This window comes from Massilia sp. H6 (assembly GCF_024802625.1).
Classification (GTDB): domain Bacteria; phylum Pseudomonadota; class Gammaproteobacteria; order Burkholderiales; family Burkholderiaceae_D; genus Telluria.
In genome coordinates this window covers 1,768,710-1,792,825 of sequence record NZ_CP103371.1, presented here as the reverse complement: position 1 = coordinate 1,792,825, position 24,116 = coordinate 1,768,710, and the positions used below count along the sequence as shown (strand labels likewise).

The window sequence follows — 24,116 nt, the reverse complement described above, 5'->3', positions numbered from 1 at the left end:
ACAAGGAGATGACTATGCTGGCAGCCCTGCTCGGACGGACGATGTTACCGGTGTTCAAGAAAGCCTTGCCGACGATTGGCGCCACCGAGCGTGCCGCGCTCGAGTCCGGGACGGTGGGATTCGAGGGCCGTATTTTCGAAGGCAAGATCGATTTTTCGGCGTTGGCGGCAATTGCGCCAGCGCGCCCGCAGGCGCACGAGCAGGCGTTTCTGGACGAGCAGGTGCCGGCCCTGTGCCGCATGCTCGACGATTTCGAGATCGACCAGGCCGGCGACCTGCCGGCAGAAGTCTGGGATTACCTGCGCCAGCATGGTTTCTTCGGCATGATCATTCCGCGCGCCTACGGTGGCCTGGAGTTCAGTCACACGGTCCACGCGCAAGTGGTCACGCGCATTGCCAGCGTCAACATTCCCGCCGCCGTGACGGTGATGGTGCCGAACTCGCTGGGGCCGGCCGAACTGCTGCTGCGCTATGGCACGCAGGCGCAGAAAGACCATTATCTGCCGCGCCTGGCCAGCGGCCAGGAACTGCCCTGCTTCGCCCTGACCTCGCCCTACGCCGGCTCGGACGCCGCCTCGATGACCGACGTCGGCGTGCTGGTCGAACGCGAATGGAATGGCGTCATGACGCGGGGCTTTGCGCTGACGTTCAAGAAACGCTATATCACGCTGGCGCCGGTCGCCACCGTGGTCGGCATCTCGTTCAATGCCATCGATCCGGCCCTGCCCGCAGACCGGCAAGACCTGGGCATTACCTGTGCACTAATTCCGGTTCCGCATCCGGGCCTGGTGATCGGCGCGCGCCACCGCCCGATGGACAGCGCCTTCATGAACGGCCCGGTAGAGGCGAGCGACATGTTCATTCCGCTCGACTGGGTCATCGGCGGGGCCGACAATATCGGCAAAGGGTGGAGCATGCTGATGCAGTGCCTGGCCGCGGGGCGTGCGATCTCGCTGCCGGCGCTCGGTTCGGCGCTCCAGCAAAGCTCGTTGTACGTAGCGAACGGCTACGCCGGCCTGCGCAACCAGTTCGGCTTGCCGATCCAGCGCTTCCACAATATTGCCGCCCTGCTGGCCGAGATGGCGGTCGACCTGTATGCGAGCGACTCGGCGCGGCGCCTGACGGCGAGCATCCTTGACCAGGGCGAGCAGCCCAGCGTCGCCAGCGCCATCCTGAAATACCACGTCACCGAAGCGGGACGCCGCGCGATCAACCATGGCATGGATATCCTTGGCGGCAAGGCCATCTGCGCCGGGCCGTCGAACCTGTTGTCCGGGGCCTACCGCAATACGCCGATCGCGATCACGGTCGAAGGCGCCAACATCCTCACGCGCGCCCTGATCATTTTCGGCCAGGGGGCGATTCGCTGCCATCCGTTCGTGCTGTCGGAAATCGAGGCGGTGGAGCGCCAGGACGGTGCGGCGCTGGGCCGCGCCCTGCTCGGACACGGCGCCCACCTGGCGCGCAACGCCTGGCGCAGCATCGTCAAGGCGCCGCTGGTGGGCAAGCCGCCGCGCGCGCTCGAGCGCGAGGCGCGCACCATTGCCAGCCTGGCCGCGAAATTCGCGTTTGCCAGCGACATGTGCATGGGTGTGCTCGGCGGCAAACTCAAACGGATGGAACTGATCTCTTCGCGCCTGGGAGACGTCTTGTCGCATCTGTACATGGCCAGCGCCTGCCTGTGGCGCTATGCCCAGCACGAGAATGAAGAGATGGCCGTGATTGCGCGCGCCGCGGCGCGGCGCCAGATCTGGCTTGCCAGTTCGGCGCTGCACGCCCTGTTCGACAACCTGCACAACCCGCTGCTGCGGGTAGCGGCCAAGGTGGCGCTGGGTGGACTGCGCCCGCTGCATGCGCTTCGCGACCACGACAAGCTGGAAATTGCCGCGCTGTTGCGCCAGGCGCCGGTCATTGCCCTGCTGTGTCCGGAAGTCGAGGCGCCTGCCCGCGGCGGCATGCGCGACCTCCGAGACCTGCTGCTCCTGGCACAGGAAATCGGCGAGCAAGAAAGCGAGCGGCTGGCCAAGGCGATCCGCCAGCGTCGCCCGTTCGAAGAGATCGCTGCCGAATCGAGCGCGCCCCAGGCGCTGGCATTTCTCGTCGCCCTCGACAAGGTCATCCAGGTCGATAGCTTCGCGCAGACTGCATAAGCGGCGTGCGCCGGCGTTTAGCGGCTAGAATGCGCGTTTGTTCCCGCTTGGATTGATATGCTGAACTTGATCTTCCCCCGTCCTGGCAGAATATTTGCCCGCTTCGCCGCCGGCTTCGTTATTGCCGCACTCGGCATTGCCGGCACTGATCTGAGGGCCGAGCCGACGCCGGTTCGCATCGGTCTCGATGCCGAATTTGGCCTGGATCGCAGCACCTCGGCCCAGGCGATCGAACTGGGGCTGCGCACCGCGATTGGCGAAATCAATCGGGCCGGCGGCGTACTGGGGGGCCGGCCCCTCGAACTGGTTACCCGGGATCATCGATCCATTCCCGCCCGCGGCATCCGCAATGTCGAAGAGTTCGCGCGCATGCCCGACCTGGTCGCCGTATTCGGTGGGAGGTTCAGCCCGGTAGTGATCGAAGAGTTGCCGACCTTGAAGGCGACAAAAACCTTGTTCCTTGCCGTGTGGTCTTCTGCCGATGGCATTGTCGACAACGGCATGACGCCCAACTATGTCTATCGTCTGTCCCTGCGCGACAGCCTGGCCATGCCGAAGCTGCTGGGCACGGCGCGCAAGCGCGGCCTGCCCCGGGTTGGCCTGCTGCTGACGAATACCTCTTGGGGACGCAGCAACCTGGCTGCGGCGGAAAAATTCACCGACCGTAACAAGGACGTCAAGATCGTGCAGACAGCCTGGTACAACTGGCGCGACCAGACCCTGGTGGCCCAGTACCAGGCGTTACGCAATGCGGGAGCACAGGCCATTGTGCTGGTCGCAAATGACGACGAGGCAGCGGTCCTGGTGCGCGAGGTAGCTGCCCTGCCCGAAGCGCAGCGCATTCCCATCCTGAGCCATTGGGGCGTGACCGGCGGCGAGTTCACCGCGCAAGCTGGACCGGCCCTGCGCCAGGTCGACTTTTCCGTGATCCAGACCTTTTCGTTTTTCAAGGCGAACCGGGCACAACTTGCACGGTTCATGGCAAATCTGGCGCTCGTGTCTCCCATTCGCCGGATTGAAGACATCCATGGCCCGGTGGGCGTGGCGCATGCCTACGACTTGATGCACATTCTGGCCAAGGCAATCAACCTGGCAGGAAGCACGGACCGCAAGAAGGTTCGAGATGCGATGGAAAAGGTGCGCGAGCATCGCGGACTGGTCAAGAACTACGTGCCTGCGTTCACGCCGGCCCGCCACGAAGCGCTGGGCGTGAATGAATTGCTCATCGCCCGTTACCGCGCAGACGGTGTGCTTGTGCCGACCGGCGAGTGATGAATTTCTGGTCGCCACTGCAGGCAGGCAGTCTCTCGCGTCGCTTCGCCATCGCGTCCGCCATTCTCTCCGGCCTGGCCGTCGTGCTGGTGGCGGGCACCTCATTCTGGCTGGTCACTCGCCAACATGACGCGGCCGTCACACTGCTCGAGCAACGGGAGGCGACTTTCAACTCGCGTACGGTCGGCGACACCCTTGCGACACTGGTGGCACGCGTTGACGAGGTCGCGTCCAGCCCAATCCTGGCCACTGGTCTGGTCGACAGTGCTGGACGAGACACCTACCTGACGCCCTTTCTCAATGGTGTCCGGCAGATCGATGGCATTCCCGTCCAGGTGTTGTTTACCGACTTCGAAGGCAAGCCCATCGCCACCAATGGGATTGATCGCTTCGATCCGGATCAGTTGTCCTGGTTACGCGCGCGTATCGACCAGGGCCAGGAAAGCGCGGCCATTTTTGACCGGCCCCTTGGAGCCGAACTGGTCGGTGTCAGCCTGTTGCGCTACTCGCGCACCAATACGCCCGAGGGCGCTCTGGTCTACAAGATCAATCTGCGCGACCTGCGGCCGGTGGCGTCCGCGAGACTGGCGTGGAAAGGAAAAGCGCCGACCGCGCTGAACGAAGCGATCCTCGAGACGCCGATCGTCGCGCCTGCCCAACTCGCGCACCTCGGCCTGGTCCTGCGATCGGACACCTCTGCGGTGGGCCAGATCCTTAAGACACCCTGGTCGCAGTACAGCCTCATTGGCGGCATTGCAGCCCTGCTTGCCTTGCTTGTTTTCCTGTTTGGTTCGCGCCTCTCCCTTGGCCTGACCCGGGACCTGCGAACGCTCGAGCAGTTCGCGGGGAAACTCGGCGAAGAAGGCATCAGTGAGCATCGTGCTGAACTCGCAGGCAGTAGCGAAACGATCACCCTTGCACGGTCCATCAACCAGATGCTTGACCGCCTCCATCGGCAGCAGGAACATTTACAGAGCGAGCATCAGCGCAAGGATGAGTTTCTGGCCATGCTGGCGCATGAACTGCGCAATCCGCTTGCTCCCATCAGCAGCGCTGCGCAGCTGTTGCGTGCGCTCTACGCGAACGAGCCCCGGATCAGGCAGGCCAGCGATGTGATTTCGCGTCAGGTGACGCACATGACGCACCTTGTAGATGACCTTCTCGATGTGTCACGCGTGACACGTGGCCTGGTCACCATCGACAAGACCGACGTCGAACTCGGGGCCGTACTGCGCGAGGCGGTGGAACAGATGACGCCGGTAATCGAGGCCCGTGGGCACCGGCTGAGGCTGGACATTCCGGCAGGCGAACTGCATGTTCGCGGAGACCGGACCCGGCTGATCCAGGTGGCGGCCAATCTGCTCAATAACGCGGCCAAGTACACGCCCGACGGCGGAGAACTCCACGCCAGCCTGCACCCGCAGGGCGACTACGTGAACCTGCGGGTGCAGGACACCGGCATTGGCATCGGAAGCGACCTGCTGCCAGTTGTATTCGACCTGTTCACCCAGGGCCAGCGCACCCCCGATCGCAGCCAGGGCGGACTCGGGCTCGGCCTGGCCTTGGTCAGGAAACTGGTCGAATTGCACGAGGGCAGTGTCGCGGCGCACAGCGCCGGCGCGGGCCAGGGCAGCACCTTCGTGGTGCGCCTGCCGCTCCTGGACCGTACCCCTGCGCCAATCCCGGCCCCAGGCCCCGGCGCTAGTCGATCCATCACGCAGCCAGGGCGCATTCTGGTCGTCGACGACAATGTCGACGCTGCAACTACCCTTGCCATGATGCTCGAAACCGCCGGGCATCTGGTGAGCACCGAACACACGGCGCACGCCGCGCTCGCGGCGGCCGAGCGGCAAACGTTCGAAGTCATGCTGCTCGATATCGGTTTGCCGGACATGGGCGGGCATGAACTGGCCAGGGCCTTGAAGCAGCTCCCGGGGATGACAGGTGTCGCCCTCATTGCCGTGAGCGGCTACGGCCAGGAGCAGGATCGCCAACTGTCGCAGCAAGCAGGCTTTGTTGCCCACCTGGTCAAGCCGGTTCTGGCGGAAGAACTGATCCAGACAATCGCACGCGTCAGCTCGGCTGCGCAACGACTACCCGAGACCTGAATCCGGCGCGCGCTGCGACCCGCTCCAGCGTCACCGTGCCCTCGCGTCAATTGTCGACACACCGTAGAATACGGCTTTCCTCTTTTATCGATCAGTCACCCGTATGGAAACCAAGGACCAGCGCTACCTCGTCCAGCAAAACAAGCTCGCCGGCGACAAGACGGCGCCCGTGTTCGCCAAGGTAATGCGCAGCAAGGAAGGCAAGTTCGAAGGCGTGTCGTTTATCCGGAACAAGGACAAGGCGACCATCATGACCGTGGCCCAGGCGCAAGAAGTGGTCCAGTGGGCGACCACGAAAAAAGGCAATGCGCAGGAGTACGCGACCAAGATTATCTGCGTCGGCCAATAGAGCCAATAGCTGGCGCGGCGCTCTTGCCAGGTGGGGTCAAGCAACGCCAACCTGCGGGTTGGCGTTGCTGCTTTGACCAGCGCAGGCCCTTGCCAGTTCAGCGTTGTGCCAGGGTGGCCCGGACCACGATGACCTGTGCCAAGCGCGGATCGGGAACGTAGCTCATCACCATGTCCTCGCCATAGTCGCCGCGGTTGAATACCATGTCGACGTTGCCATCGGGCGAGACGAATTTATCCTTCGATAGTGCGACCAGATAGATCGGGCGCTGGTTGTCAATGGTCGCCCTGATTCCGTTGGCGGCCGAATCCACCTTCAGGCGCCAACCATTGGACAGGGCATATTGGCCACGCACCGTGTCGAGGTCTTCCTGGAAGACGCGGCGCGCCGGGGCAATCACCTGGACGCTCGACATGGCGCTGTCGCCAGCGATCGGATATTTCGGTGCCTGGGCGCTGGCATCGACTGCCAGTACCAGCACGCTGGCGCAAGCCGCCAAAGATAGGGAACGCATGTTAGCTCCTTCGCAAAAATTTGGGCACTGGCGGCATTGGCGCCAATAGCGGCGATGCCTGCCGGACGGTAGCGCAACCCCGGTCTTGTGGCCGGGGGCGGTAGATCCAGTCTAGGGCGGCGCTGGTGGTACACAAGGGCTTGATCGTCCACATCACGAAACGATAGCTAACTGCCGTAAGTCAGATCGGGACGACATGATGCATAAGCTGGCGCTCCTGCCGATTTTTCGTATCGTATTAGCCAGTGCGCCCGCTGGCGGCGCTTGCGGACTTGACTTTATCCACTGACGGCTGGATATTGTTTATCTAAGGCAACTTATCTCACATGTAACGCAGCGTGCGCGCCGAGTTTGCTGATCATTCATGTAAAATAGACAACATTCATGCCGCCCATACAAGGCGCGATACTTCGCACCCAACACATCATCAAGGCAGTCTCCGCTGGAGACTGCGACAGGAACCGATCATGCATACCGACCATCCGCACGAAAGCATCCATCCAGCCACCATCGACCGCAGCAAGCCGGCCGCGCCCAAGCGCAGCTTCGCCAGGGGCATCGTCGCCAAGGGCCGTCGCCTTCGCCAGCGCATGGGCGTGGCCCTTGGCCTTGGCGTCGGCGTGGCAGCGCTGGTCGTCGCCATGGAGTAAGCACCGGCGCTGCGCTGGTGTCGCGCCGGGCGGCAATATCGATTTGCCTATAAAATGCTGGCGATAGATTTCTATAGCGCATTACCTATTCGCGCATTACCTATTCGCGCATTACCTATTCGCGCATTACCTATTCGTCACCGCTCGACACCAAGGCTCGAATGAACTTTCCTCTTCTGCTCAACCTGGCGGTGGCGCTGGCTGGCTGCGCTCTGCTCTACCGCATGCAGGCAAGCCATGCATCGTTCACCAAGCGTGTCTTCACCGGACTCGGCCTGGGTATTGCGCTGGGCGCGGCCCTGCAGGCGATCTATGGCGCGACCTCGCCCGAGATCGCGGCCACGAACGCCTGGCTGGACGTGATCGGCAGCGGCTACGTCAAGCTGCTGCAGATGATCATCATTCCGCTGATCATGGTGTCGATCGTCCAGGCCATCCTGAAACTGCGCGACGCCGCCTCGCTCGGCAGCATCAGCACACTCACGATCGGCATCCTGATCCTGACCACCATCGTGGCGGCCACGATCGGCATCCTGATGGCCAAGCTGTTCGGCTTGAGCGCGGTCGGGCTGACCGCGTCGAGTGCCGAGCTTGCACGCGGCGAATACTTGCAGGGCAACCTGGCGGCGGCGAAAGACATCTCGATGCCGAGCATGATCCTGTCGTTCATTCCGGCCAATCCTTTTCTCGACATGACAGGCGCGCGCAAGACCTCGACCATCGCGGTGGTGGTGTTCGCGATCTTTATCGGTATCTCGGCCACCGGCATCGCCGGCAAGAAACCCGAAGTATTCCGCTCGTTCAGCGACTTCGTCCATGTAGCGCACGTGATCGTGATGCGCATGGTGACGCTGGTGCTGCGCCTGACCCCGTTCGGCGTGTTCGCGCTGATGGCCAAGATGGTGGCCGGCTCGAGCTGGCAGGATATTCTCAGCCTGGCCAACTTCGTGGTCGCCTCGTATTGCGCGCTGGCGCTGATGTTCTGCGTGCACCTGCTGTTGATCGCCGGCAGCGGCCTGAACCCGCTGCGCTATGTGCGCAAGATCTTCCCGGTACTGGCCTTCGCGTTCAGCTCGCGCACCAGCGCCGGGTCGATCCCGATGAGCGTTGCCACCCAGACCTCGCGGCTGGGCACGCCCGAGGGCATCGCCAATTTCGCCGCCTCGTTCGGCGCCACCATCGGCCAGAACGGCTGCGCCGGCATCTATCCGGCGATGCTGGCGGTGATGATCGCGCCCACGGTCGGCATCGACCCGATGACCGCTTCTTTCCTGCTGCCGCTGCTGGCGGTGGTTGCCTTCGGCTCGATCGGGGTGGCCGGCGTCGGCGGCGGCGCTACCTTCGCGGCGCTGATCGTACTGTCGGCGATGGACCTGCCGGTGGCGCTGGCGGGCCTGTTGATTTCGGTGGAGCCACTGATCGACATGGGCCGTACCGCGCTCAATGTCAGCGGCTCGATCACCGCCGGCACCGTCACCAGCCGCGTGCTCGGCCAGACCGACATGCGGGTATTCGAGAACGACGCGGAGATCAATCTGGACGGCGACGAACAGGTCGCTTGAGGGTCCGGCGGGCGCTGTGTAAGAACCCGCCGACGCCGCCGCGAGCCGTCGCGCAAGGACGCCAATCGTGCGCTTTGGGGCCGTCGAATCCGTCTATGATGACTTCATGTCAACATCGTGGACGGACTGGTAATGGAACAGCAGTGGCCTCAAGAAATCTGGCTGGTTCGCCATGGTCAAAGCGCCGGCAACGTCGCACGTGACCTGGCCGAGGCCGCCGCCGGACACCATATCGACATTGCCGACCGTGACGTCGACGTGCCGCTGTCCGAGCTGGGCGAACGACAGGCCGAGGCGCTCGGTGCGTGGTTCGCCGCGCTGCCGCCCGGGCAGCGGCCAACCGTGGTGCTGCACTCGCCCTATGTTCGCGCTGCCGACACCGCCAACATCATGATGCAGCGCCTCGATCAGGACAGCCGCGAGCGGCTGGTGGTCGAATCCGACGAACGCCTGCGCGAGAAAGAGTTCGGCGTCCTCGACCGGCTCACCACCCATGGCATTGCCCATCACTTCCCCGAGCTGTACGAGCAGCGCCAGCACGTCGGCAAATTCTATTTTCGCCCTCCCGGCGGCGAAAGCTGGTGCGACGTCATCCTGCGTTTGCGCAGCGTGATCGACACGCTCAATCGCGAATATCGCGAAGAGCGCGTCCTGATCGTCGCGCATCAGGTCACGGTTAATTGCTTCCGCTACCTGTTCGAGCATCTCAGTGAAAAGGCCATCCTCGATGCCGACCGGGCCGGCGATGTTCCGAACTGTTCAGTGACGTCCTACGAATTCGATCCCGCGCTCGGCAAGGGCGGCCACCCTGCCCTGCGCCTCGTGAATTTCGTCGCGCCACTCGAGGCGAGCGGCACCCCAGTTACCGCCGGCAAGGATCTGCCGGCGGCTCCGAAGGCCTAGTATCCGCCATGGACACCCTGACTGACTCGGGCGCCCGCGCCCTGGCCTGCGACGCCGCCGTTCACAACGTTGATAGCACCCTGCTGCGCAGCTGGCCTGTGCCGATGCCTGGCGTCGATGGCGACAAGGAAATTCGCGGACACGTGCTGGTATTGGGCGGGTCGTGCGAGATGCCGGGCGCCATCATCCTGGCGGCCACCGCCGCGCTGCGTGCAGGCGCCGGCAAGCTGACCATCGCCACCGGCCAGAGCGTGGCCCAGCTCGTGGCGCTGGCCATGCCCGAGGCGCGCGTGATCGGCTTGCCAGAGCACGCCAGTGCCGGCCTGTGCATCAGCGCCGTCGCCAGCCTGCTGCCGCTGGCCGACCGTGTCGACGCCGTGCTGATCGGGCCCGGCATGCAAGACGAAGCATCTACCGCCGAACTGGTGCATGCGCTGCTGCCGCGCCTGATGGAGGCAGGCGTTGCCGTGGTGCTCGATGCGTGCGCCATGAGCGCCCTGCTCTATCCGCCCCCGGCCCACGCTGCGGGCGCGCCCTGGCGTTTCGCGCGGCCGGTGGTGCTCACCCCGCACGCGGGCGAGATGGCGCACCTGACCGGCACCGGCAAGGAGGCTGTCTGCAGCGCCCCCGACACCACGGCCAGGACTGCGGCGCACGACTGGAATGCGGTAGTCGCATTAAAAGGTGCGCGCACTGTCATCGCAACGCCGGATGGAACGTTGTATCAGCACGAGGGCGGCAATATCGGCCTGGCGGTCTCTGGTTCGGGCGACGTGCTGGCAGGGATCATCGCAGGGCTGGCGGCGCGCGGCGCGCAACTCGCGCAAGCCGCGTGCTGGGGTGTGGCACTGCACGCACGCGCCGGCGAACGCTTGGCGGCGCGCATGGGAAGGCTCGGTTATCTCGCGCGGGAAATTTCTCAGGAAATCCCCGCGCTACTGGAACAGGTCGCGGGCACCGATGCCGGCGGCGCAGCAACCATCCGGTCTTAGCCGGTGGATGGAGCAATGGGTGGCTGACACCCATGCTCCGACCGATCCGCAGCCTGCATCGCGGAAACAAGCAGCAAGTAGTTAGCAACAAGCAGAAAAGCAAGAGGCCTGCGATCCGGCGAACTGGCACAGCTGCCGCCAGTAGGTTTCACCGTCGTATCGTGCGCTGATGGGGCCGCGTGTTGCGTCGGTTCCCTGATGGTTCCACTGCTGGGTTCCAATGGACCCTCGGAGGACCTAACCCTGGCGCCGCAAGCCTCCAAGGCTCCATCCGGAGTGCGCGCGGCACAAGATAGACGTGAACGAGGAGTTAAACAATGAACGCACTGACCCAAGCACCAAAAATCCTGCTGACTGCTGCCGTGTTGGCTTCCCTGCTCGGCGCATGCCGCAAGAACGAACCGGTCACCGATGCCACCACCACCGGCGACATGTCGGCCACCGTCCCCAGCACCACCTCGGGCACCAGCGGCACCACCGGCACCATGGGTGACACCGGCACTGGCGCTACCGGTACCGGCGCCACCGGCACCACTGGCACCACCGGCACCATGACCGATCCCGCGACCACGCCAACTGGCACCGTGACCGATCCGGCCATGACCACGCCAACCGATCCGGCAGCACCGCCGCCAGTGGGCAACAGCGCCACCGGCACCACCACGCCGCCGGTGAGTGGCCAGTGAGTGGCCAGTGAGTGGCCAGTGATCGGCTAATAAAGGGTTCCTGCCCGATACAGCTGATCTAGAGCTCATCTAGAGCTCATCGGCCACAAGCCAGCCCCGCCGGGCTGGCTTTTTTCATGCCCGGGCGTGGGTCAGGCTGGCAACGCCTTGCCGCGGCCGCGGCCAGTCAAGTAGCGTCCGATGCGCACCACGGTACGCACGAGCAAGCGCACCATCAGCAAGGTCAGGAGTGCCTCGACAAAGGTCACGAAGAACGCGGCCAACACGTTGTAGCGCGCGGCGCGGCGCTGGAACTTGGCAAACATCCGGTCGCGGGCGATCTCGATGCTGTCGTAGAAGGTCGGCACCACCAGCAGCGTGAGCAGCGTCGAGGTGATCGTGCCGCCGATGATCGCGATCGCCAGCGGCTGGTAGAACTGGCCGGCGTCGCCCAGCGCCAGGGCCACCGGCAACATGCCGGCGATCAGGGCGAACGTGGTCATCAGGATCGGACGCAGGCGCTTGCGGCCGGCCTGCATCAATGCTTCTTCGCGGTCCATGCCTTCGTGTTCGAGCACGCGGGCGGCGTCGAGCAGCAAGATGGCATTCTTCGCCACCAGGCCCATCAGCATCAACACGCCGATCATGCTCATCAGGTTGAGGGTGTTCTTGGTCAGGATCAGGGCCAGCACCACCCCGATCAGCGACAGCGGCAGCGACAGCATCACGCCCAGCGGCGCCGTGAACGAGCCGAACTGCATCACCAGGATCAGGTACATCAGGCCGATGCCGGAGCCGAGCGCGATCAGCATCTGGGTGAACAGCTCCGCCTGGTCTTCACCCTGGCCACCCAGCGCCAGGCCATAGCCCGGCGGGAAATCAAAGGTCTTGGCCAGCTTCATGGCGTCGGCAGTGACTTCGCCGGCCGAGCGGCCCTGGGCGTTGGCCGACACCGTGATCATGCGTTCGCCATCCTTGTGGCGGATACCGGCCGGGCCCTTGCCCATGGTGATGGTGGCGATCTGCTCGAGCGGCACCATCATGCCGGTGCCGGCCACCGCGATCGGCAGGCGCTCGATGTTCCCGGTATTGACCCGGTCGTCCGGATGCAGGCGCACGGCGACGTCGCGGGTCTCGTTGGTCGGGTCGACCCAGTCGCCCACCTCGATGCCGGCAAAGGCCACCCGCAGCGCCTGGGCGGCGTCGTTGACCGAGATGCCCATGGCGTTGGCCAGCCCGCGGTCGAGCACGATCTGCAGCTCGTTCTTCGGGTCCTGCTCTGACAGCGTGACGTCGACCGCGCCCGGCACCTGGCGCAGCTTTTCCATGTAGGCGGCGGTCAGTTCCATCAGCTTGCGCGAATCGGGGCCGGTGAACTCGACCTGGACCGGCTTGCCGCCGCCGCTGAGGTCGTCGATGACGACGTATTCGGCGCCCACCAGCGGCGCGATCTTGCTGCGCAGTTCGGCGCCGATCTCGGTCGCACTGCGCTCGCGGCTGCCGCGCTTGCCGATGTCGATATAGATGCGGCCGCCGTTCGGGTTGATCGAGCTGTTGGTGTCCTTGGTTTCCGGGATCGAACGGGCGATCTCGGCGGCGGCTTCGATCTTGCGGCGCGCATACTCGACGCTCGACGAGGCCGGGGTACGTACTTCGACCATCAGGTTACCGCCGTCGGATTTCGGCAGGAAGCTCGAGCCGCCAAAGAAATGGTGCAAGGTGAACGCGCCGATCAGGCTGCCGACCGCAATGACGGCCATCCATTTGCGGTGGTGCAGCGCCCAGGCGATCACGTTGCCGTAGCGGTCGGCCTGGTGGTCGAACCAGACGTTGAAGCGCTCGAGCTGGCGGCTCAGGCCTTTTTTCGGCTGGTGGTGGTAGTCGGCCGGGTCGCCCCAGTAAGCCGACAGCATCGGGTCGAGCGTGAACGAAATGAACAGCGATACGATCACCGAGCAGGTGACGGTCAGCGCGAACGGCCGGAACCATTCGCCGGAGACGCCCGGCATGAAGGCCACCGGCACGAACACGGCCATGATCGAGAACGTGGTGGCGGCTACCGCCATGCCGATCTCGGCCGTGCCTTCGAGCGCGGCGGTGCGGCGGTCGGAGCCTTTTTCCATGTGGCGCACGATGTTCTCGCGCACCACGATCGCGTCGTCGATCAGCACCCCGATCGCCAGCGACAGGCCGAGCAGGGTCATGAAGTTGAGCGTGAAGCCGCTCAGCCAGACCGCGATAAAGGCGGCCAGCACCGAGGTCGGCAGCGACAGCGCGGTAATCAGGGTCGAGCGCCAGGAGTTGAGGAAAGCGTAGACCACGAAGACGGTCAGCACGGCGCCCAGCACCAGCGATTCGATCACATTGTTCAGGCTGCTCTGCGCTTCTTCGCCGCCATCGCGCACGACGTCCAGCTTGGTGCCTTCGGGCATTTCCTTGTTGGCTTCTTCGACGACCTGATGGACTTTCTTGGCCAGCGATACGGTCGAGGCGTCGCGCGAACGGGCGATCTGCAGGCCGACGTTGGGCTTGCCGCTGCGAATCGACAGGCTGTTGACATCGGCGAAGCCGTCCTTGATCTCGGCCACCTGGCCCAGCCGCACGATCTGGTCGCCGCTGCGCTTGACCACGATTTGCGAAAAGTCTTCCGGACGCTCGATGCGGCCGACCAGGCGGATGCCCTTCTCGTCGAGCTCGCTGCGCAGCTTGCCCACCGGGGCATTGGTGTTCTGGGTGCGCAGGGCGCTGGTCACTTCCGACACCGACACATTGAATTCGCGCAGCTGCTCGGCGCGCAGCAAGACCGACAGTTCGCGGCGCAGCGCGCCGTTCACGTTTACGGTCGAGACCCCTTCGATGGCGCGGAACCGATCGGCCAGCACGTCTTCGGCATAGCGCGAGATCTCGGCATGCGACTGGCTGCTCGAGGACAGCGCCAGCTGCATCACCGGCTCCGAAGCCGGGTCCCAGCGCCGCAGCACCGGCTCGCGCATCTCGATCGGCAGCTTGTAGCGCACCGCTGCGATGGCGTTGCGCACGTCGTCCGAGGCTTCGATGACATTGCGGTCGAAGTCGAATTCCATCCAGATCGACACGCCGCCTTCGTAGGAGTTGGAATTGAGCTCGGTCACGCCCTGGATCGCGAGCATCTGCTTTTCGAGGCGGTTGGTGATCTCGCGCTCGACGGTTTCGGGCGAAGCGCCCGGATACGGGATGTCGACCACGATGACCGGCACCTCGACGTCCGGATTCTGGTTGACCTTGAGCTTGGACAGGGCAAGCAGGCCCATGGCCATCATCGCCAGGATCACCACGACCGTGGCGACCGGCTTCTTGACGCTGAAATTAGACAGGAACATGGTTTATTTCCCTTGCACTGGCGTGGCGCTGGCGGCGCTGGCCATGCGCGCCGACGGCATCTCGACCTTCTGGCCGTCTTTCAGGTTCGAGGTGGGCGAGCGCAGCACCACGTCGCCGGCCAGCAGGCCCTGCTTGATCTCGACATTGCCGGTACGCGGATCGCGCGCGCCGACCACCAGCGGAACCTTGTTCAGGGTCTTGTCCTTGATGCGCCAGGTATAGGCCTTGTCGCCGGCTTTCACCAGCGCCGCTTCCGGCAGCATCAGGGCGGTGCTGCTCTGGGCGTCGACCCGGCCTTCGGCGTACAGGCCGGCCACGCGCGGCTGTGCCTTGTCGGCGAACTCGACCAGCAATTCGACCTGGCGGGTGATGGCATTGGCGGCCGGGTCGATGCGCTTGATGACGCCGGCAAACTGCTGGTCACCATAGCCATTGACGCGGAAATTGACCTTCTGGCCGACTTTCAGGGTCGCGATCGCATCGGACGACACGCGCGCTTCGAAACGCATGCTGGTCGGATCGATCACCTTGACCAGTTCCTTGCCAATGTTGGCGGTGTCGCCGGCCGACACCTTGCGCTCGGAGACGATGCCGTCGAAGGGCGCACGCACCACGGTGCGACTGAGCAGCTGGCGCGCGCTCGCGGCGCGGCTCCTGGCGGCCGACAATTCGCTCTGGGCATTGTTGCGGCGCACTTCGGCATCGTCCAGGCCGACGGCGGTGGCCATGCCCGAGGCGCGCAGGGTTTGCATGCGCTCGAGCTGGCGCTTGGCCTGGTCCAGCGCCAGGCTAGACGAGCGCACGGCCGCTTCGGCCGACACCAGGCTGTCGCGGATCGCGGTCTCGTCCAGGCGCACCAGCACGTCGCCGCGCTTGACCGCTTGGCCATTGTCTTTCAGAACCTCAAGGACCACGGCCGACACTTCGGCGCGCAGGTCGGCCTTGCGCTCCGGCTGGATCGAGCCGGTGACCACCGGACCGCTATTGAGGGTGCCGCTCTGGATGGTCAGCACATCTTCGGAAGCGACCTTCAGCTGCGACGGACGCTTGTCCTTGAACTCGGCCGAATCCTTGGAATCCTTGCCGCAGGCGGCAAGCGCCGTGGCGATGGCAAGAACGAGTAGTGATGTGCGCAGCATGGTGGGTCTCCAGAGAAGGACTCGGTAATCTTGTAAAAATGCGTAGATGGATAGTCAGCGCGCAGTATCGATTAGCGCCCGGGCAGCGTCAATTGACGACTCTGCATAACGCGGAAATCGTGGGATGAACTGCGGAATTTCGCGATGAGCTGCATTCTGGACAACCAGGATGCATGGCAACAACACCAGAATGCGGACCGAGCCGGCCCGCCCTGCCTGCGCTGCGCGCCGCTTAAGCGGCGCCCAACACCGCATGGATCAGAAAGCCCATGCCGATGCCGGTGGCGATTCCGCCGGTAATTTCTACCAAGGTATGGCCCATGCGCTCGCGCAGGACCGTGTGTCCGACCGTGTCGCACGCCAGCTGGTTGATCGCCGCCGCCTGGCGGCCGACGTGCTGGCGCAAGCTGTTGGCGTCGATCATCACAATAAAGGCCAAGGTCACGGCGACCCCGAAGGCAGGATGGTCCAGGCCCTCGCGCAAGGCAATCAGGGTGGCCATGCTGCTAACGACGGAGCTATGGTTGCTGGGAAAGCCGCCGTTGCCCACCAGGTTGAATGCCCAGCGCCGCTGGCGCAGGCTGGTAATCAAGAATTTGATCGGGCCGACCACCATCCAGGTCAGCACGGGTGTTACAAGGTAAACAAGATCCATGTCTCGGTCCAGGTGAATTGATGCCGGCCAGAATTATCTCAGATGCAAGCCTTAGCCGATACCTATTCGAACGGTCGCGGCGGCATTCCCGCGCCACCCCGGTGCCCGGAACGGTACTATTGATACAACGCGAATGCACAGCCAAGGGGGCGTGATGCGGCATTTCAGGTTGTCGATAGCGGTCACGCTCATCCTGATGGGCCTTGCCGGCTGGTGGGGTTACGAGCACCGTGGCATCGCCGGCATGCTGCACGCGCTCGGAATCACCGCCGTGCTGGGCGTACTCGAAGTGTCGCTTTCTTTCGACAACGCGGTCGTCAACGCCTCGGTGCTGCGCGGCTGGAACGAGTTCTGGCGCAAATTATTCCTCACCGTCGGCATCCTGGTGGCCGTGTTCGGCATGCGGCTGCTGTTCCCGCTCGTGATCGTCTCGGCCGCAACCGGGCTCGGCCTGATCGAGGTATGGCAACTGGCCATCGACAATCCACGCGAATATTCGCGCCACCTCACCGAAAAGCATGCCGAGGTCGCCTCTTTCGGGGGCGCCTTCCTGTTGCTGGTATTCCTGAACTTTTTGTTCGACCAGGAAAAGCAGCTGCACTGGCTCGGCTGGGTCGAGGAAAAAGTCGGCAAGTATGGCACCGAGGGCCTGGCCATCCTGATCACCCTGTCGGCGGTGTGCGGCGCGATGTCGCTGATGCCGGTTGCGCGCAAGCTGCCGGTGCTGGTGGCCGGCGTTACCGGCGTGCTCATCTATATAGGGGTGCAATGGCTCAGCGGCCTGCTCGAACACCAGGAAGACGAGCCGGCGGTCGGCAAGATGCTCTCGCAGGGCAGCATCGGCGGCTTTCTCTACCTTGAAGTGCTGGACGCCTCGTTCAGCTTCGATGGCGTGATCGGTGCATTTGCGATCACCAACGACGTGGTCATCATCATGCTCGGCCTGGCGATCGGCGCCATGTTCGTGCGCTCGATGACGGTATTCCTGGTCTACAAGGGCACGCTCGAAGAATTCGTCTTTCTCGAGCACGGCGCGCATTACGCGATCGGCATCCTGGCGCTGATCATGTTCGCCAGCGTCCACTATCACATCCCCGAATGGTTCACCGGGCTGTCGGGGCTGGCGTTCATCCTGGTGTCGCTGTGGTCCTCGATCCGCTACCGGCGCCGCCTCGAGAGCGCGGCGCCCTGAACCGACAGCGCCATTTTGTTATTCTGCCAAGCCGTGGCAGAATGGGCGCGGCTGTGCCGGGCCAGCATCGCATCGGTGCCCGGTCCCCGCCCACTAGCCAGTTCTAATCCGACCTTTACTTTTACGATAGCCGCCCCATGCCCAACGCCCTGCCAAAACGTACCTCCGTCCTTCTGCTCGCGGCCATCGCCGCCGTCACGGTGCTGTTCGCGCTGTACACCTGGTTTACGCTGAGCTGGTCTTATTCCGAAGGCGAGCGCGCAGGCTACCTGCAGAAGTTCTCGAAAAAAGGCTGGCTGTGCAAGACCTGGGAAGGCGAAATCCTTCTCTCGAGCATGCCGGGAGCGATTCCTGAACGCTTCTCGTTCACGGTGCGCGACGACGCGGTGGCCAAGCAGCTGCTCGCCGCGATGGGCCAGCGCGTGCAGGTAACCTATGAACAGCACCGTGGCGTGCCCAGCTCCTGCTTCGGCGAGACCGAGTATTTCGCCACCAGGGCCAGTACCGGGCCGGTCAATCCGGTAGCCCCTAGCGATGCGCCGTCGGCGCAGTAATACACATTTCATATTGATTCCCATGCTGTGATACGCCTGAGATATCACAGCATGGGGATAGCCAGCGCGGCTGACGTGTTGCAGCGCGCCCGGCCTTATTCCTGTTCGTTCTTGCGCTGGTTCAGGATCACCTCCGCCAGCCGGGTGGCGGCCTGCGAGGCCGATGCCGGTGCGGCTTGCTTGAAGCGTCCCAGCACTTCGCGCGTGATATTGACCGATGCCACCCGCTGCTCGGCTTCCTCGGTGCGCGAGCCAATGGCGCGACCCAGCGCCGCCAGGTCGGCCGAACCATCTTCGTAGCGCTGCGTTTCCAGGTCTGCCAGCACCTTGCGCGCCTTGGCCATGCGCTCGGTAGCCTCGGCTGCCTTGTGCTGCATGTCGGCGTGGCGCTGCGCGTGTTCCAGCAGCGCACGCTGGGCCTCGCGCTTGTGCACCGCTGCCGCCAAGCCTTCTTGCTCGGCCGCTTCGCGCTCGCGCGCCAGGCGTGCCTGCTCTTCTTCGGCCGCCGCCCTGGCTAGCGCAGCCTGTGCGGCCGCCTGCTCCGAGGCCAGGCGCGCGCTGGCCGCTTCGCTGGCGCGCGCATCGGCCGCCGCCTGCAGGCGCTGCGCGGCCAGCTTGCGCTCGATGAGCACCAGCGCTTCGCGCGCAGCCTCGGTGGCGGCGCGTTCGGCCGCGATGGCCGCCTCGGTCAGCGCCAGTTGCTGCTGCTCGGCGGCTGCGCGCGCGGCTTGCTCCGCAGCCAGTTCGGCCGCGCGCTGCGCCTGCGCCTGCTGGGCCGCCGCCGCCGCTTCGGCATGCTCGGCCTCGTCGATGGCGGCGCGGGCCTGCTCCTGTTGTGCCTCGAACATCGCCACCTGGACCGCCTCGGCGCGGCGTTCGGCCTCGGCCTGCTCGCGCAGCTGGGCCGCCGCTGCCTGGGCCGCCGTGGCGCGGGCGGTCGCTGCCTGCGCCAGCGCGTGCTCGGCCTGTTCCTGTTCTTGCTGGCTTGCCAGTGCGGCTTCTTCGGCCGCCGCGCGCGCACGCTCGGCCTGCAGCAGGCGCTGCGCCCCTTCGCTGCGGCGCTCGGCTGCCTCAAACGCCTGCTGCTGCGCCGCGGCCAGTTCGCGCTCGGCCTGCAAGGCCGCGTCCTGCGCGGCGTTTTCGGCGGCGCGGGCATTGGCACCAGTCTGCAGCAGGGCGGCGCGCTCGAGGGCCAGCGCCCGTTCGCGCTCGTGTTCGGCGGCGTCGCGCTGGGCAGCCTGCGCGGCCGCCTCGTCGGCCGCGGCGCGCGCGCGCGCATGGTCGGCGGCGGCCGCTTCGGCTTCCAGCCGCGCCTGCACCTGGACGCTGGCGTCTTCTTCGGCGCGCGCGCGTTCGCCGGCCAGTTCGCGCAACTGGCGGTCGGCCTCGATGCGCGCCTCGGTCGCCGCCAGGATGCGGGCCTCGGCGTCGCGCCGTGCCTGCGCCCCGCTGGCCGCCATCTGTTCCAGGCGTAGCCGGTGGGTAGCGGCGTCACGCAGTTCTTTTTCGGTCTGCATGCGCATGCGCATCGACTGCGCCGCGACCCGGTCCGATTCGGCCTGGGCCAGCGCGATGGCTTCACGTTCCTGCTCGATGTGGGCCATGGCGCGCGCCTCTTCCAGCGCGCGCGCCTCGGCTGCGGCCCGCGCGAAGCTCGAGGCCAGCGCCACCTGGTCGGCGCGCTCGCGCTGGAGCGTCAGTTCCAGCGCCTCGGCCTCGGCTTCGGCCAGCATTTCGGCGGTCTGGCGGGCGCCGTGCTCGGCGCGCTCGCGCTCGCGCGCCAGGATCGCCACGCGCGCGTCGGCGCTGGCGGTGTGCAGCACTTCTTCGCGCGCCGCCTCCACCGCCGCCATGCGCTCGAGCGCCTGCTGGCGCGCGCGTTCGGTCTGGACCATCAACTCATCGGCCGCCTTTTCGGCCTGCACCGCCATTTCGGCCTGCGCCTCCACCTGGGCCGCCGCGCGCCGGCGCGATTCGTCTTCTACCCGCGAACGCGCTTCGCAGGCCTTGCGGGTTTCGGTCTCGCGCTGCACGCGGGCGCGCAACTCGGCGGTTTCCTGGCGAATCGCCTCCAGCCGCTCGCTCGATGCCTGGGCCGCCGCGCGCAGCGAATCGAGCCGCTCGCGGTTGGCGGCGATCGCTTCTTCGGATGCCTGCGCATTGGCCAGCGCCGCTGCGGTGGCCGCCGCGTCCAGCGCGGCGCGCTCCTCGGCCAGCGTACGCGCGCGCGATTCGGCATGGGCCCGGCTCTCGGCCGCCACATTGGCCTTGGCTTCGGCTTCGACGCGGGCGATGGCTTCCTGGATTTCCCGCATCTCCATCGGTGCGCGGCCGGGCGCGGCTGGCAGGCCGGCATGCGACAAGTCGATCGCGAAATCGTGTTCGTCGTGCTTGGGTGATTGGTGATCCATAGTGGTTCTCGCTGACGGCGGCCCCGGGCGTGGGACGCGTTACCGGATTATCCGGCAAATTTCAAGAAGTCGACACGCCGAACTGGGGCCGCAAACCGGCTCAATTCAGGCATTGTGTCCCCACAGCGGCGGCTCGTCCATCAGCGCCACCTGTTCGCGCAGCTCGAGAATGCGGTCCTGCCAGTAACGCTGGGTATTAAACCAGGGAAAGGCCGCCGGAAAAGCCGGGTCGTCCCAGCGCATCGCCAGCCAGCACGAATAATGGATCAGCCGCAGCGTGCGCAGCGCCTCGACCAGGTAGAGCTGGCGCGGATGGAAGTCGCAGAAGTCTTCATAGCCGGCCAGCACGTCGGCCATCTGCCCGACCATCTCGTGGCGCTCGCCGGAGAGCAGCATCCACAGGTCCTGGATGGCCGGCCCCATGCGGCTATCGTCGAAGTCGACGAAATGCGGGCCGTCCGGCGTCCACAGCACGTTGCCGGCGTGGCAGTCGCCATGCAGGCGCAGCGAGGGCAGCTCGCCGGCGCGCTCGTAACAGCGCGCCACCCCATCGAGCGCCTGCTCGACCACGCTGGCATAGGTAGCGGCCAGTTCAAGCGGAATGAAGCCATGGCTGCGCAGCCAGTCGACGGGCTCGCGCCCGAAAGTTTGCTGGTTCAGTTCCGGACGCGCCGTATAGGGCGCCAGGGCGCCCACCGCGTGGATGCGGCCGATGAAGCGCCCGATCCATTCCAGCGTGGCCGGATCGCCCAGTTCGGGCGCGCGCCCGCCGCGGCGCGGAAACACCGAGAAGCGGTAACCCTGGCAGCTGTGCAGGCTGCGCCCGTCGATCAGCATGGCCGGCACCACCGGAATCTCGCGCTCGGCCAGTTCGGTCACGAAGGCATGATCTTCGAGGATGGCCGCATCGGTCCAGCGCTGCGGGCGGTAGAACTTGACCACCACCGGAGCGCCCTCTTCGAGGCCGACCTGGTAGACGCGGTTCTCGTAGCTGTTGAGCGCGAGCAGGCGGCCGTCGCAGTACAGGCCCAGGCTCTCGACGGCTTCGAGCACCACTTGCGGGTCGAGTTGCGCGTACGGATGGGCCGGGGTATTGGCGCGGGGCAGTTCAGGGAAAGACAGATTATCCATATGGACATTGTAAGCGCCGCCGTGGCGGGCGTCGCGCCGCGCATGCGATTTCCGTGCTCGGGCGTCCCACAGCGGTTAAACTGTCGCCTTCCCACGCAACAAGAGCCCCTCATGCATCTCGACCAGCCCCTCAGCGACAAAGAATTCGACGACCTCGACCAGTTTTTGCTATCCGACCGCTCCCCCGAGGACGCGATGACGATGGACACCCTGCACGGCTACCTGACGGCGATTGCGATCGGTCCGGAAACCATCATGCCGGCCGAGTGGCTGCCACGGGTCTGGGGCCAGGACGGCCAGCAGGCGCCGGCCTGGAAGAACAGCCGCGACGAAGAAAAGATCATCAACCTGATCATGCGCTTCATGAACGAAGTGCTGGTCACGTTCGAAGTCGCCCCGAAAGAGTTCGAGCCGCTGTTTTGCGAGCACGAAGTCAACGGCAGCAACCTGATCGATGGCGAAGCCTGGTGCTGGGGCTTCTGGGAAGGCATGGAACTGCGCCCGGGTTCATGGGAGCCGATCTGGAGCTCCGAGGTGGCCGAACTGATGCGCCCGATCTACCTGCTCGGCGCCGACGAAATCGAAGAATCCGAACTGCCAGAAGTCGAAGACCCGAAAAAGGCGCACGCGCTGGCGCTGGAAATCGAAGCGAACCTGCCGGCCATCTACCGCTACTGGCTGCCGCTGCGCCAGCCGGCGGTGGAAACCGTGGTGCGCGACGAGCCGAAAATCGGCCGCAACGACGACTGCCCTTGCGGCAGCGGCAAGAAGCACAAGAAGTGTTGCGGGGCCCAGCCAACGCAGTGACGCTTGGGCTGCGCGCGGCGCCGGCACGCCAGGCATGCAATCATGTACGATATGCAATGCTTGCGGCCGGCCCGCGCCGCACACAGACCCAAGGACCTGCGATGACAAACCGCCTTACCCCTATCCTGCTGGCCACCGCCGTGGCAGCGGCCGTCCTGGCCAGCCCCGCCTGGGCCGCCGCCCCGATGGCCAAGACCCCTGCCCCCGGCTGGTCGCGCATCATGCTGGGCCAGTTCGAGGTCACCCCGCTGTCGGACGGCACGGTCGACCTGCCGGTGGACAAGCTGCTGGCGCAAGACCCCAAGAAAACCGCCGCGGCGCTGGCGAAGGCGCACCTGGAAGCGCCGCTGGAGACCTCGGCCAACGCCTACCTGATCAATACCGGAAGCAAGCTGATCATGATCGACAGCGGCGCCGGATCGTTCTTCGGCCCGACCCTGGGCCGCCTGGTCGCCAACATGAAGGCCGCCGGCTACCAGCCGGGCCAGGTGGACGAAATCTACATCACCCACTTCCATGGCGACCATGCGGGCGGCCTGGTCGACGATGGCAGGCTGGTGTTCCCGAACGCCACCGTGCGCGCCAACAAGAAAGAATCCGACTACTGGCTGAGCGAGGAAAACATGGACAAGGCCAAGAGCAAGGATGGCTTCAAGGCCGCCAGGGCCGCCATTACCCCGTATATCAAGGCAGGCAAGTTCAAGGCCTTCGACGGCGACGTCGAGCTGGTGCCGGGCATCCGCGCCCAGGCGGCCTTGGGGCACACGCCCGGCCACACCACCTATGTGGTGGAAAGCGGCAAGCGCAAGCTGCACCTGATCGGCGACCTGATCCACGTGGCGGCGGTGCAGATGGACAATCCGGCGGTGACGATCGAGTTCGACAGCGACCAGCAAGCCGCTGTTCCGGCGCGCAAGAAAGCCTTTGACGCCGCGGCCAAGGGCGGCTACCTGATAGGCGGCGCCCACCTGCAATTCCCGGGCCTGGGCCATCTTGCAACCGAAGGCAAGGGCTACCGTTTCATTCCGGTCAACTATACCCAGATGCGGTAAACCGGCCCGGGAGCACATTCGTCATGCCGCGCCGCCTCACCGGCGAGCGGCACTCAGAGCTTGATGAAGTGCTCGCGGTAGTAGCGCAGTTCTTCGACCGATTCGACGATGTCGGCCAGTGCGGTGTGCTTCTGGTGCTTCTTGAAGCCGGATGCGAGTTCGGGCTTCCAGCGGCGGCACAATTCCTTCAGGGTCGACACATCGAGGTTACGGTAATGGAAGAAGGCCTCGAGCTTGGGCATGCCGCGCGCCATGAAACGGCGGTCCTGGCAGATCGAATTGCCGCACATGGGCGATTTATTGGCCGGCACGTATTGCTTCAAGAAGGCGATCAGTTCGAGCTCGGCCTGGGCCTCGGTCACGGTGGACGCCTTGACGCGGTCGATCAGGCCCGACTTGCCGTGGGTGCCCTTGTTCCAGTTGTCCATCTTGTCCAGGGTCTCGTCGGACTGGTGGATCGCGAACACCGGGCCTTCGGCGATGATGTTCAGGTCCGGGTCGGTCACGACCACGGCCACCTCGATGATGCGGTCGTTGTCCGGGTCCAGTCCGGTCATCTCCATGTCGAGCCAGACCAGGTTGAACTCGTTCGGACGCGCAGGCTTTGCCGCCGCATCGGTTTGGGTAGCTTGTGACATAATTCTCTCTTT

Annotated in this window: 20 protein-coding genes; 13 read left to right on the top strand and 7 right to left on the bottom strand. The window is 65.1% G+C overall.

Annotation, left to right across the window (positions count from 1 at the left end; all coding sequences use genetic code 11):
• Positions 1 to 14: 14 nt before the first annotated feature.
• From NRS07_RS07950 to NRS07_RS07935, 4 genes are all read left to right on the top strand, one after another.
• Positions 15 to 2,150, top strand: coding sequence for an acyl-CoA dehydrogenase (locus NRS07_RS07950; RefSeq protein WP_259212356.1), 2,136 nt, complete (start codon positions 15 to 17; stop codon positions 2,148 to 2,150).
• 57 nt (positions 2,151 to 2,207) lie between these two features.
• The gene (locus NRS07_RS07945; protein WP_259212355.1) at positions 2,208 to 3,422 is read left to right on the top strand and encodes an ABC transporter substrate-binding protein; all 1,215 of its coding nucleotides are present in this window, start codon (positions 2,208 to 2,210) and stop codon (positions 3,420 to 3,422) included.
• Positions 3,422 to 5,530 (top strand): ATP-binding protein, encoded by a 2,109-nt coding sequence (locus NRS07_RS07940; RefSeq protein ID WP_259212354.1) that lies wholly within the window; start codon positions 3,422 to 3,424, stop codon positions 5,528 to 5,530. Before NRS07_RS07945 ends, NRS07_RS07940 begins: the two co-directional genes overlap by 1 nt.
• A gap of 103 nt (positions 5,531 to 5,633) precedes the next feature.
• On the top strand, positions 5,634 to 5,879 hold the full coding sequence (locus NRS07_RS07935) for a hypothetical protein (RefSeq protein ID WP_259212353.1): 246 nt from the start codon (positions 5,634 to 5,636) through the stop codon (positions 5,877 to 5,879).
• A gap of 97 nt (positions 5,880 to 5,976) precedes the next feature.
• On the opposite strand, the gene NRS07_RS07930 is transcribed toward NRS07_RS07935, so the two are convergent.
• Entirely contained in the window at positions 5,977 to 6,393 is a 417-nt protein-coding gene (locus tag NRS07_RS07930) for a hypothetical protein (protein WP_259212350.1), read from the bottom strand.
• 467 nt (positions 6,394 to 6,860) lie between these two features.
• On the opposite strand from NRS07_RS07930, the gene NRS07_RS07925 reads away from it, so the two are divergent.
• From NRS07_RS07925 to NRS07_RS07905, 5 genes are all read left to right on the top strand, one after another.
• Positions 6,861 to 7,043: a hypothetical protein gene (locus tag NRS07_RS07925; protein WP_259212349.1), complete on the top strand. Its 183-nt coding sequence runs from the start codon at positions 6,861 to 6,863 to the stop codon at positions 7,041 to 7,043.
• Positions 7,044 to 7,204: 161 nt separating this feature from the next.
• Positions 7,205 to 8,605, top strand: a complete 1,401-nt coding sequence (locus NRS07_RS07920) for an L-cystine transporter (protein ID WP_259212348.1) — start codon at positions 7,205 to 7,207, stop codon at positions 8,603 to 8,605.
• Between the two features lie 132 nt (positions 8,606 to 8,737).
• Positions 8,738 to 9,508: a histidine phosphatase family protein gene (locus NRS07_RS07915; protein WP_259212347.1), complete on the top strand. Its 771-nt coding sequence runs from the start codon at positions 8,738 to 8,740 to the stop codon at positions 9,506 to 9,508.
• A gap of 8 nt (positions 9,509 to 9,516) precedes the next feature.
• Complete coding sequence (locus NRS07_RS07910; RefSeq protein WP_259212346.1) at positions 9,517 to 10,500, top strand: NAD(P)H-hydrate dehydratase; 984 nt, start codon at positions 9,517 to 9,519, stop codon at positions 10,498 to 10,500.
• Between the two features lie 317 nt (positions 10,501 to 10,817).
• Positions 10,818 to 11,186 carry a hypothetical protein gene (locus tag NRS07_RS07905; RefSeq protein ID WP_259212344.1) on the top strand — a complete coding sequence of 123 codons (369 nt, stop codon included), beginning with the start codon at positions 10,818 to 10,820 and terminating at the stop codon, positions 11,184 to 11,186.
• Between the two features lie 131 nt (positions 11,187 to 11,317).
• On the opposite strand, the gene NRS07_RS07900 is transcribed toward NRS07_RS07905, so the two are convergent.
• From NRS07_RS07900 to NRS07_RS07890, 3 genes are all read right to left on the bottom strand, one after another.
• Complete coding sequence (locus tag NRS07_RS07900; RefSeq protein ID WP_259212343.1) at positions 11,318 to 14,524, bottom strand: efflux RND transporter permease subunit; 3,207 nt, start codon at positions 14,522 to 14,524, stop codon at positions 11,318 to 11,320.
• Positions 14,525 to 14,527: 3 nt separating this feature from the next.
• Entirely contained in the window at positions 14,528 to 15,664 is a 1,137-nt protein-coding gene (locus NRS07_RS07895) for an efflux RND transporter periplasmic adaptor subunit (RefSeq protein ID WP_259212342.1), read from the bottom strand.
• 232 nt (positions 15,665 to 15,896) lie between these two features.
• Complete coding sequence (locus tag NRS07_RS07890) at positions 15,897 to 16,319, bottom strand: divergent PAP2 family protein (protein WP_259212341.1); 423 nt, start codon at positions 16,317 to 16,319, stop codon at positions 15,897 to 15,899.
• 154 nt (positions 16,320 to 16,473) lie between these two features.
• Here NRS07_RS07890 and NRS07_RS07885 point away from each other — a divergent pair, with 154 nt between their 5' ends.
• Both NRS07_RS07885 and NRS07_RS07880 read left to right on the top strand, forming a co-directional pair.
• Positions 16,474 to 17,511, top strand: a complete 1,038-nt coding sequence (locus NRS07_RS07885; protein WP_259212339.1) for a DUF475 domain-containing protein — start codon at positions 16,474 to 16,476, stop codon at positions 17,509 to 17,511.
• Between the two features lie 137 nt (positions 17,512 to 17,648).
• On the top strand, positions 17,649 to 18,065 hold the full coding sequence (locus NRS07_RS07880) for a hypothetical protein (protein ID WP_259212337.1): 417 nt from the start codon (positions 17,649 to 17,651) through the stop codon (positions 18,063 to 18,065).
• Between the two features lie 95 nt (positions 18,066 to 18,160).
• Here NRS07_RS07880 and NRS07_RS07875 read toward each other — a convergent pair whose 3' ends face one another.
• Together NRS07_RS07875 and NRS07_RS07870 are read right to left on the bottom strand one after the other, a co-directional pair.
• Positions 18,161 to 20,476, bottom strand: coding sequence for a hypothetical protein (locus NRS07_RS07875; protein ID WP_259212335.1), 2,316 nt, complete (start codon positions 20,474 to 20,476; stop codon positions 18,161 to 18,163).
• Positions 20,477 to 20,581: 105 nt separating this feature from the next.
• Positions 20,582 to 21,607, bottom strand: coding sequence for a serine/threonine protein kinase (locus NRS07_RS07870; protein ID WP_259212331.1), 1,026 nt, complete (start codon positions 21,605 to 21,607; stop codon positions 20,582 to 20,584).
• A 111-nt stretch (positions 21,608 to 21,718) separates the two neighbouring features.
• On the opposite strand from NRS07_RS07870, the gene NRS07_RS07865 reads away from it, so the two are divergent.
• The gene (locus tag NRS07_RS07865; protein ID WP_259212328.1) at positions 21,719 to 22,414 is read left to right on the top strand and encodes a UPF0149 family protein; all 696 of its coding nucleotides are present in this window, start codon (positions 21,719 to 21,721) and stop codon (positions 22,412 to 22,414) included.
• 101 nt (positions 22,415 to 22,515) lie between these two features.
• Positions 22,516 to 23,466: an MBL fold metallo-hydrolase gene (locus tag NRS07_RS07860; RefSeq protein ID WP_259212325.1), complete on the top strand. Its 951-nt coding sequence runs from the start codon at positions 22,516 to 22,518 to the stop codon at positions 23,464 to 23,466.
• Positions 23,467 to 23,519: 53 nt separating this feature from the next.
• Here NRS07_RS07860 and orn read toward each other — a convergent pair whose 3' ends face one another.
• Positions 23,520 to 24,104: an oligoribonuclease gene (gene orn / locus NRS07_RS07855; RefSeq protein WP_259212323.1), complete on the bottom strand. Its 585-nt coding sequence runs from the start codon at positions 24,102 to 24,104 to the stop codon at positions 23,520 to 23,522.
• Positions 24,105 to 24,116 lie beyond the last annotated feature (12 nt).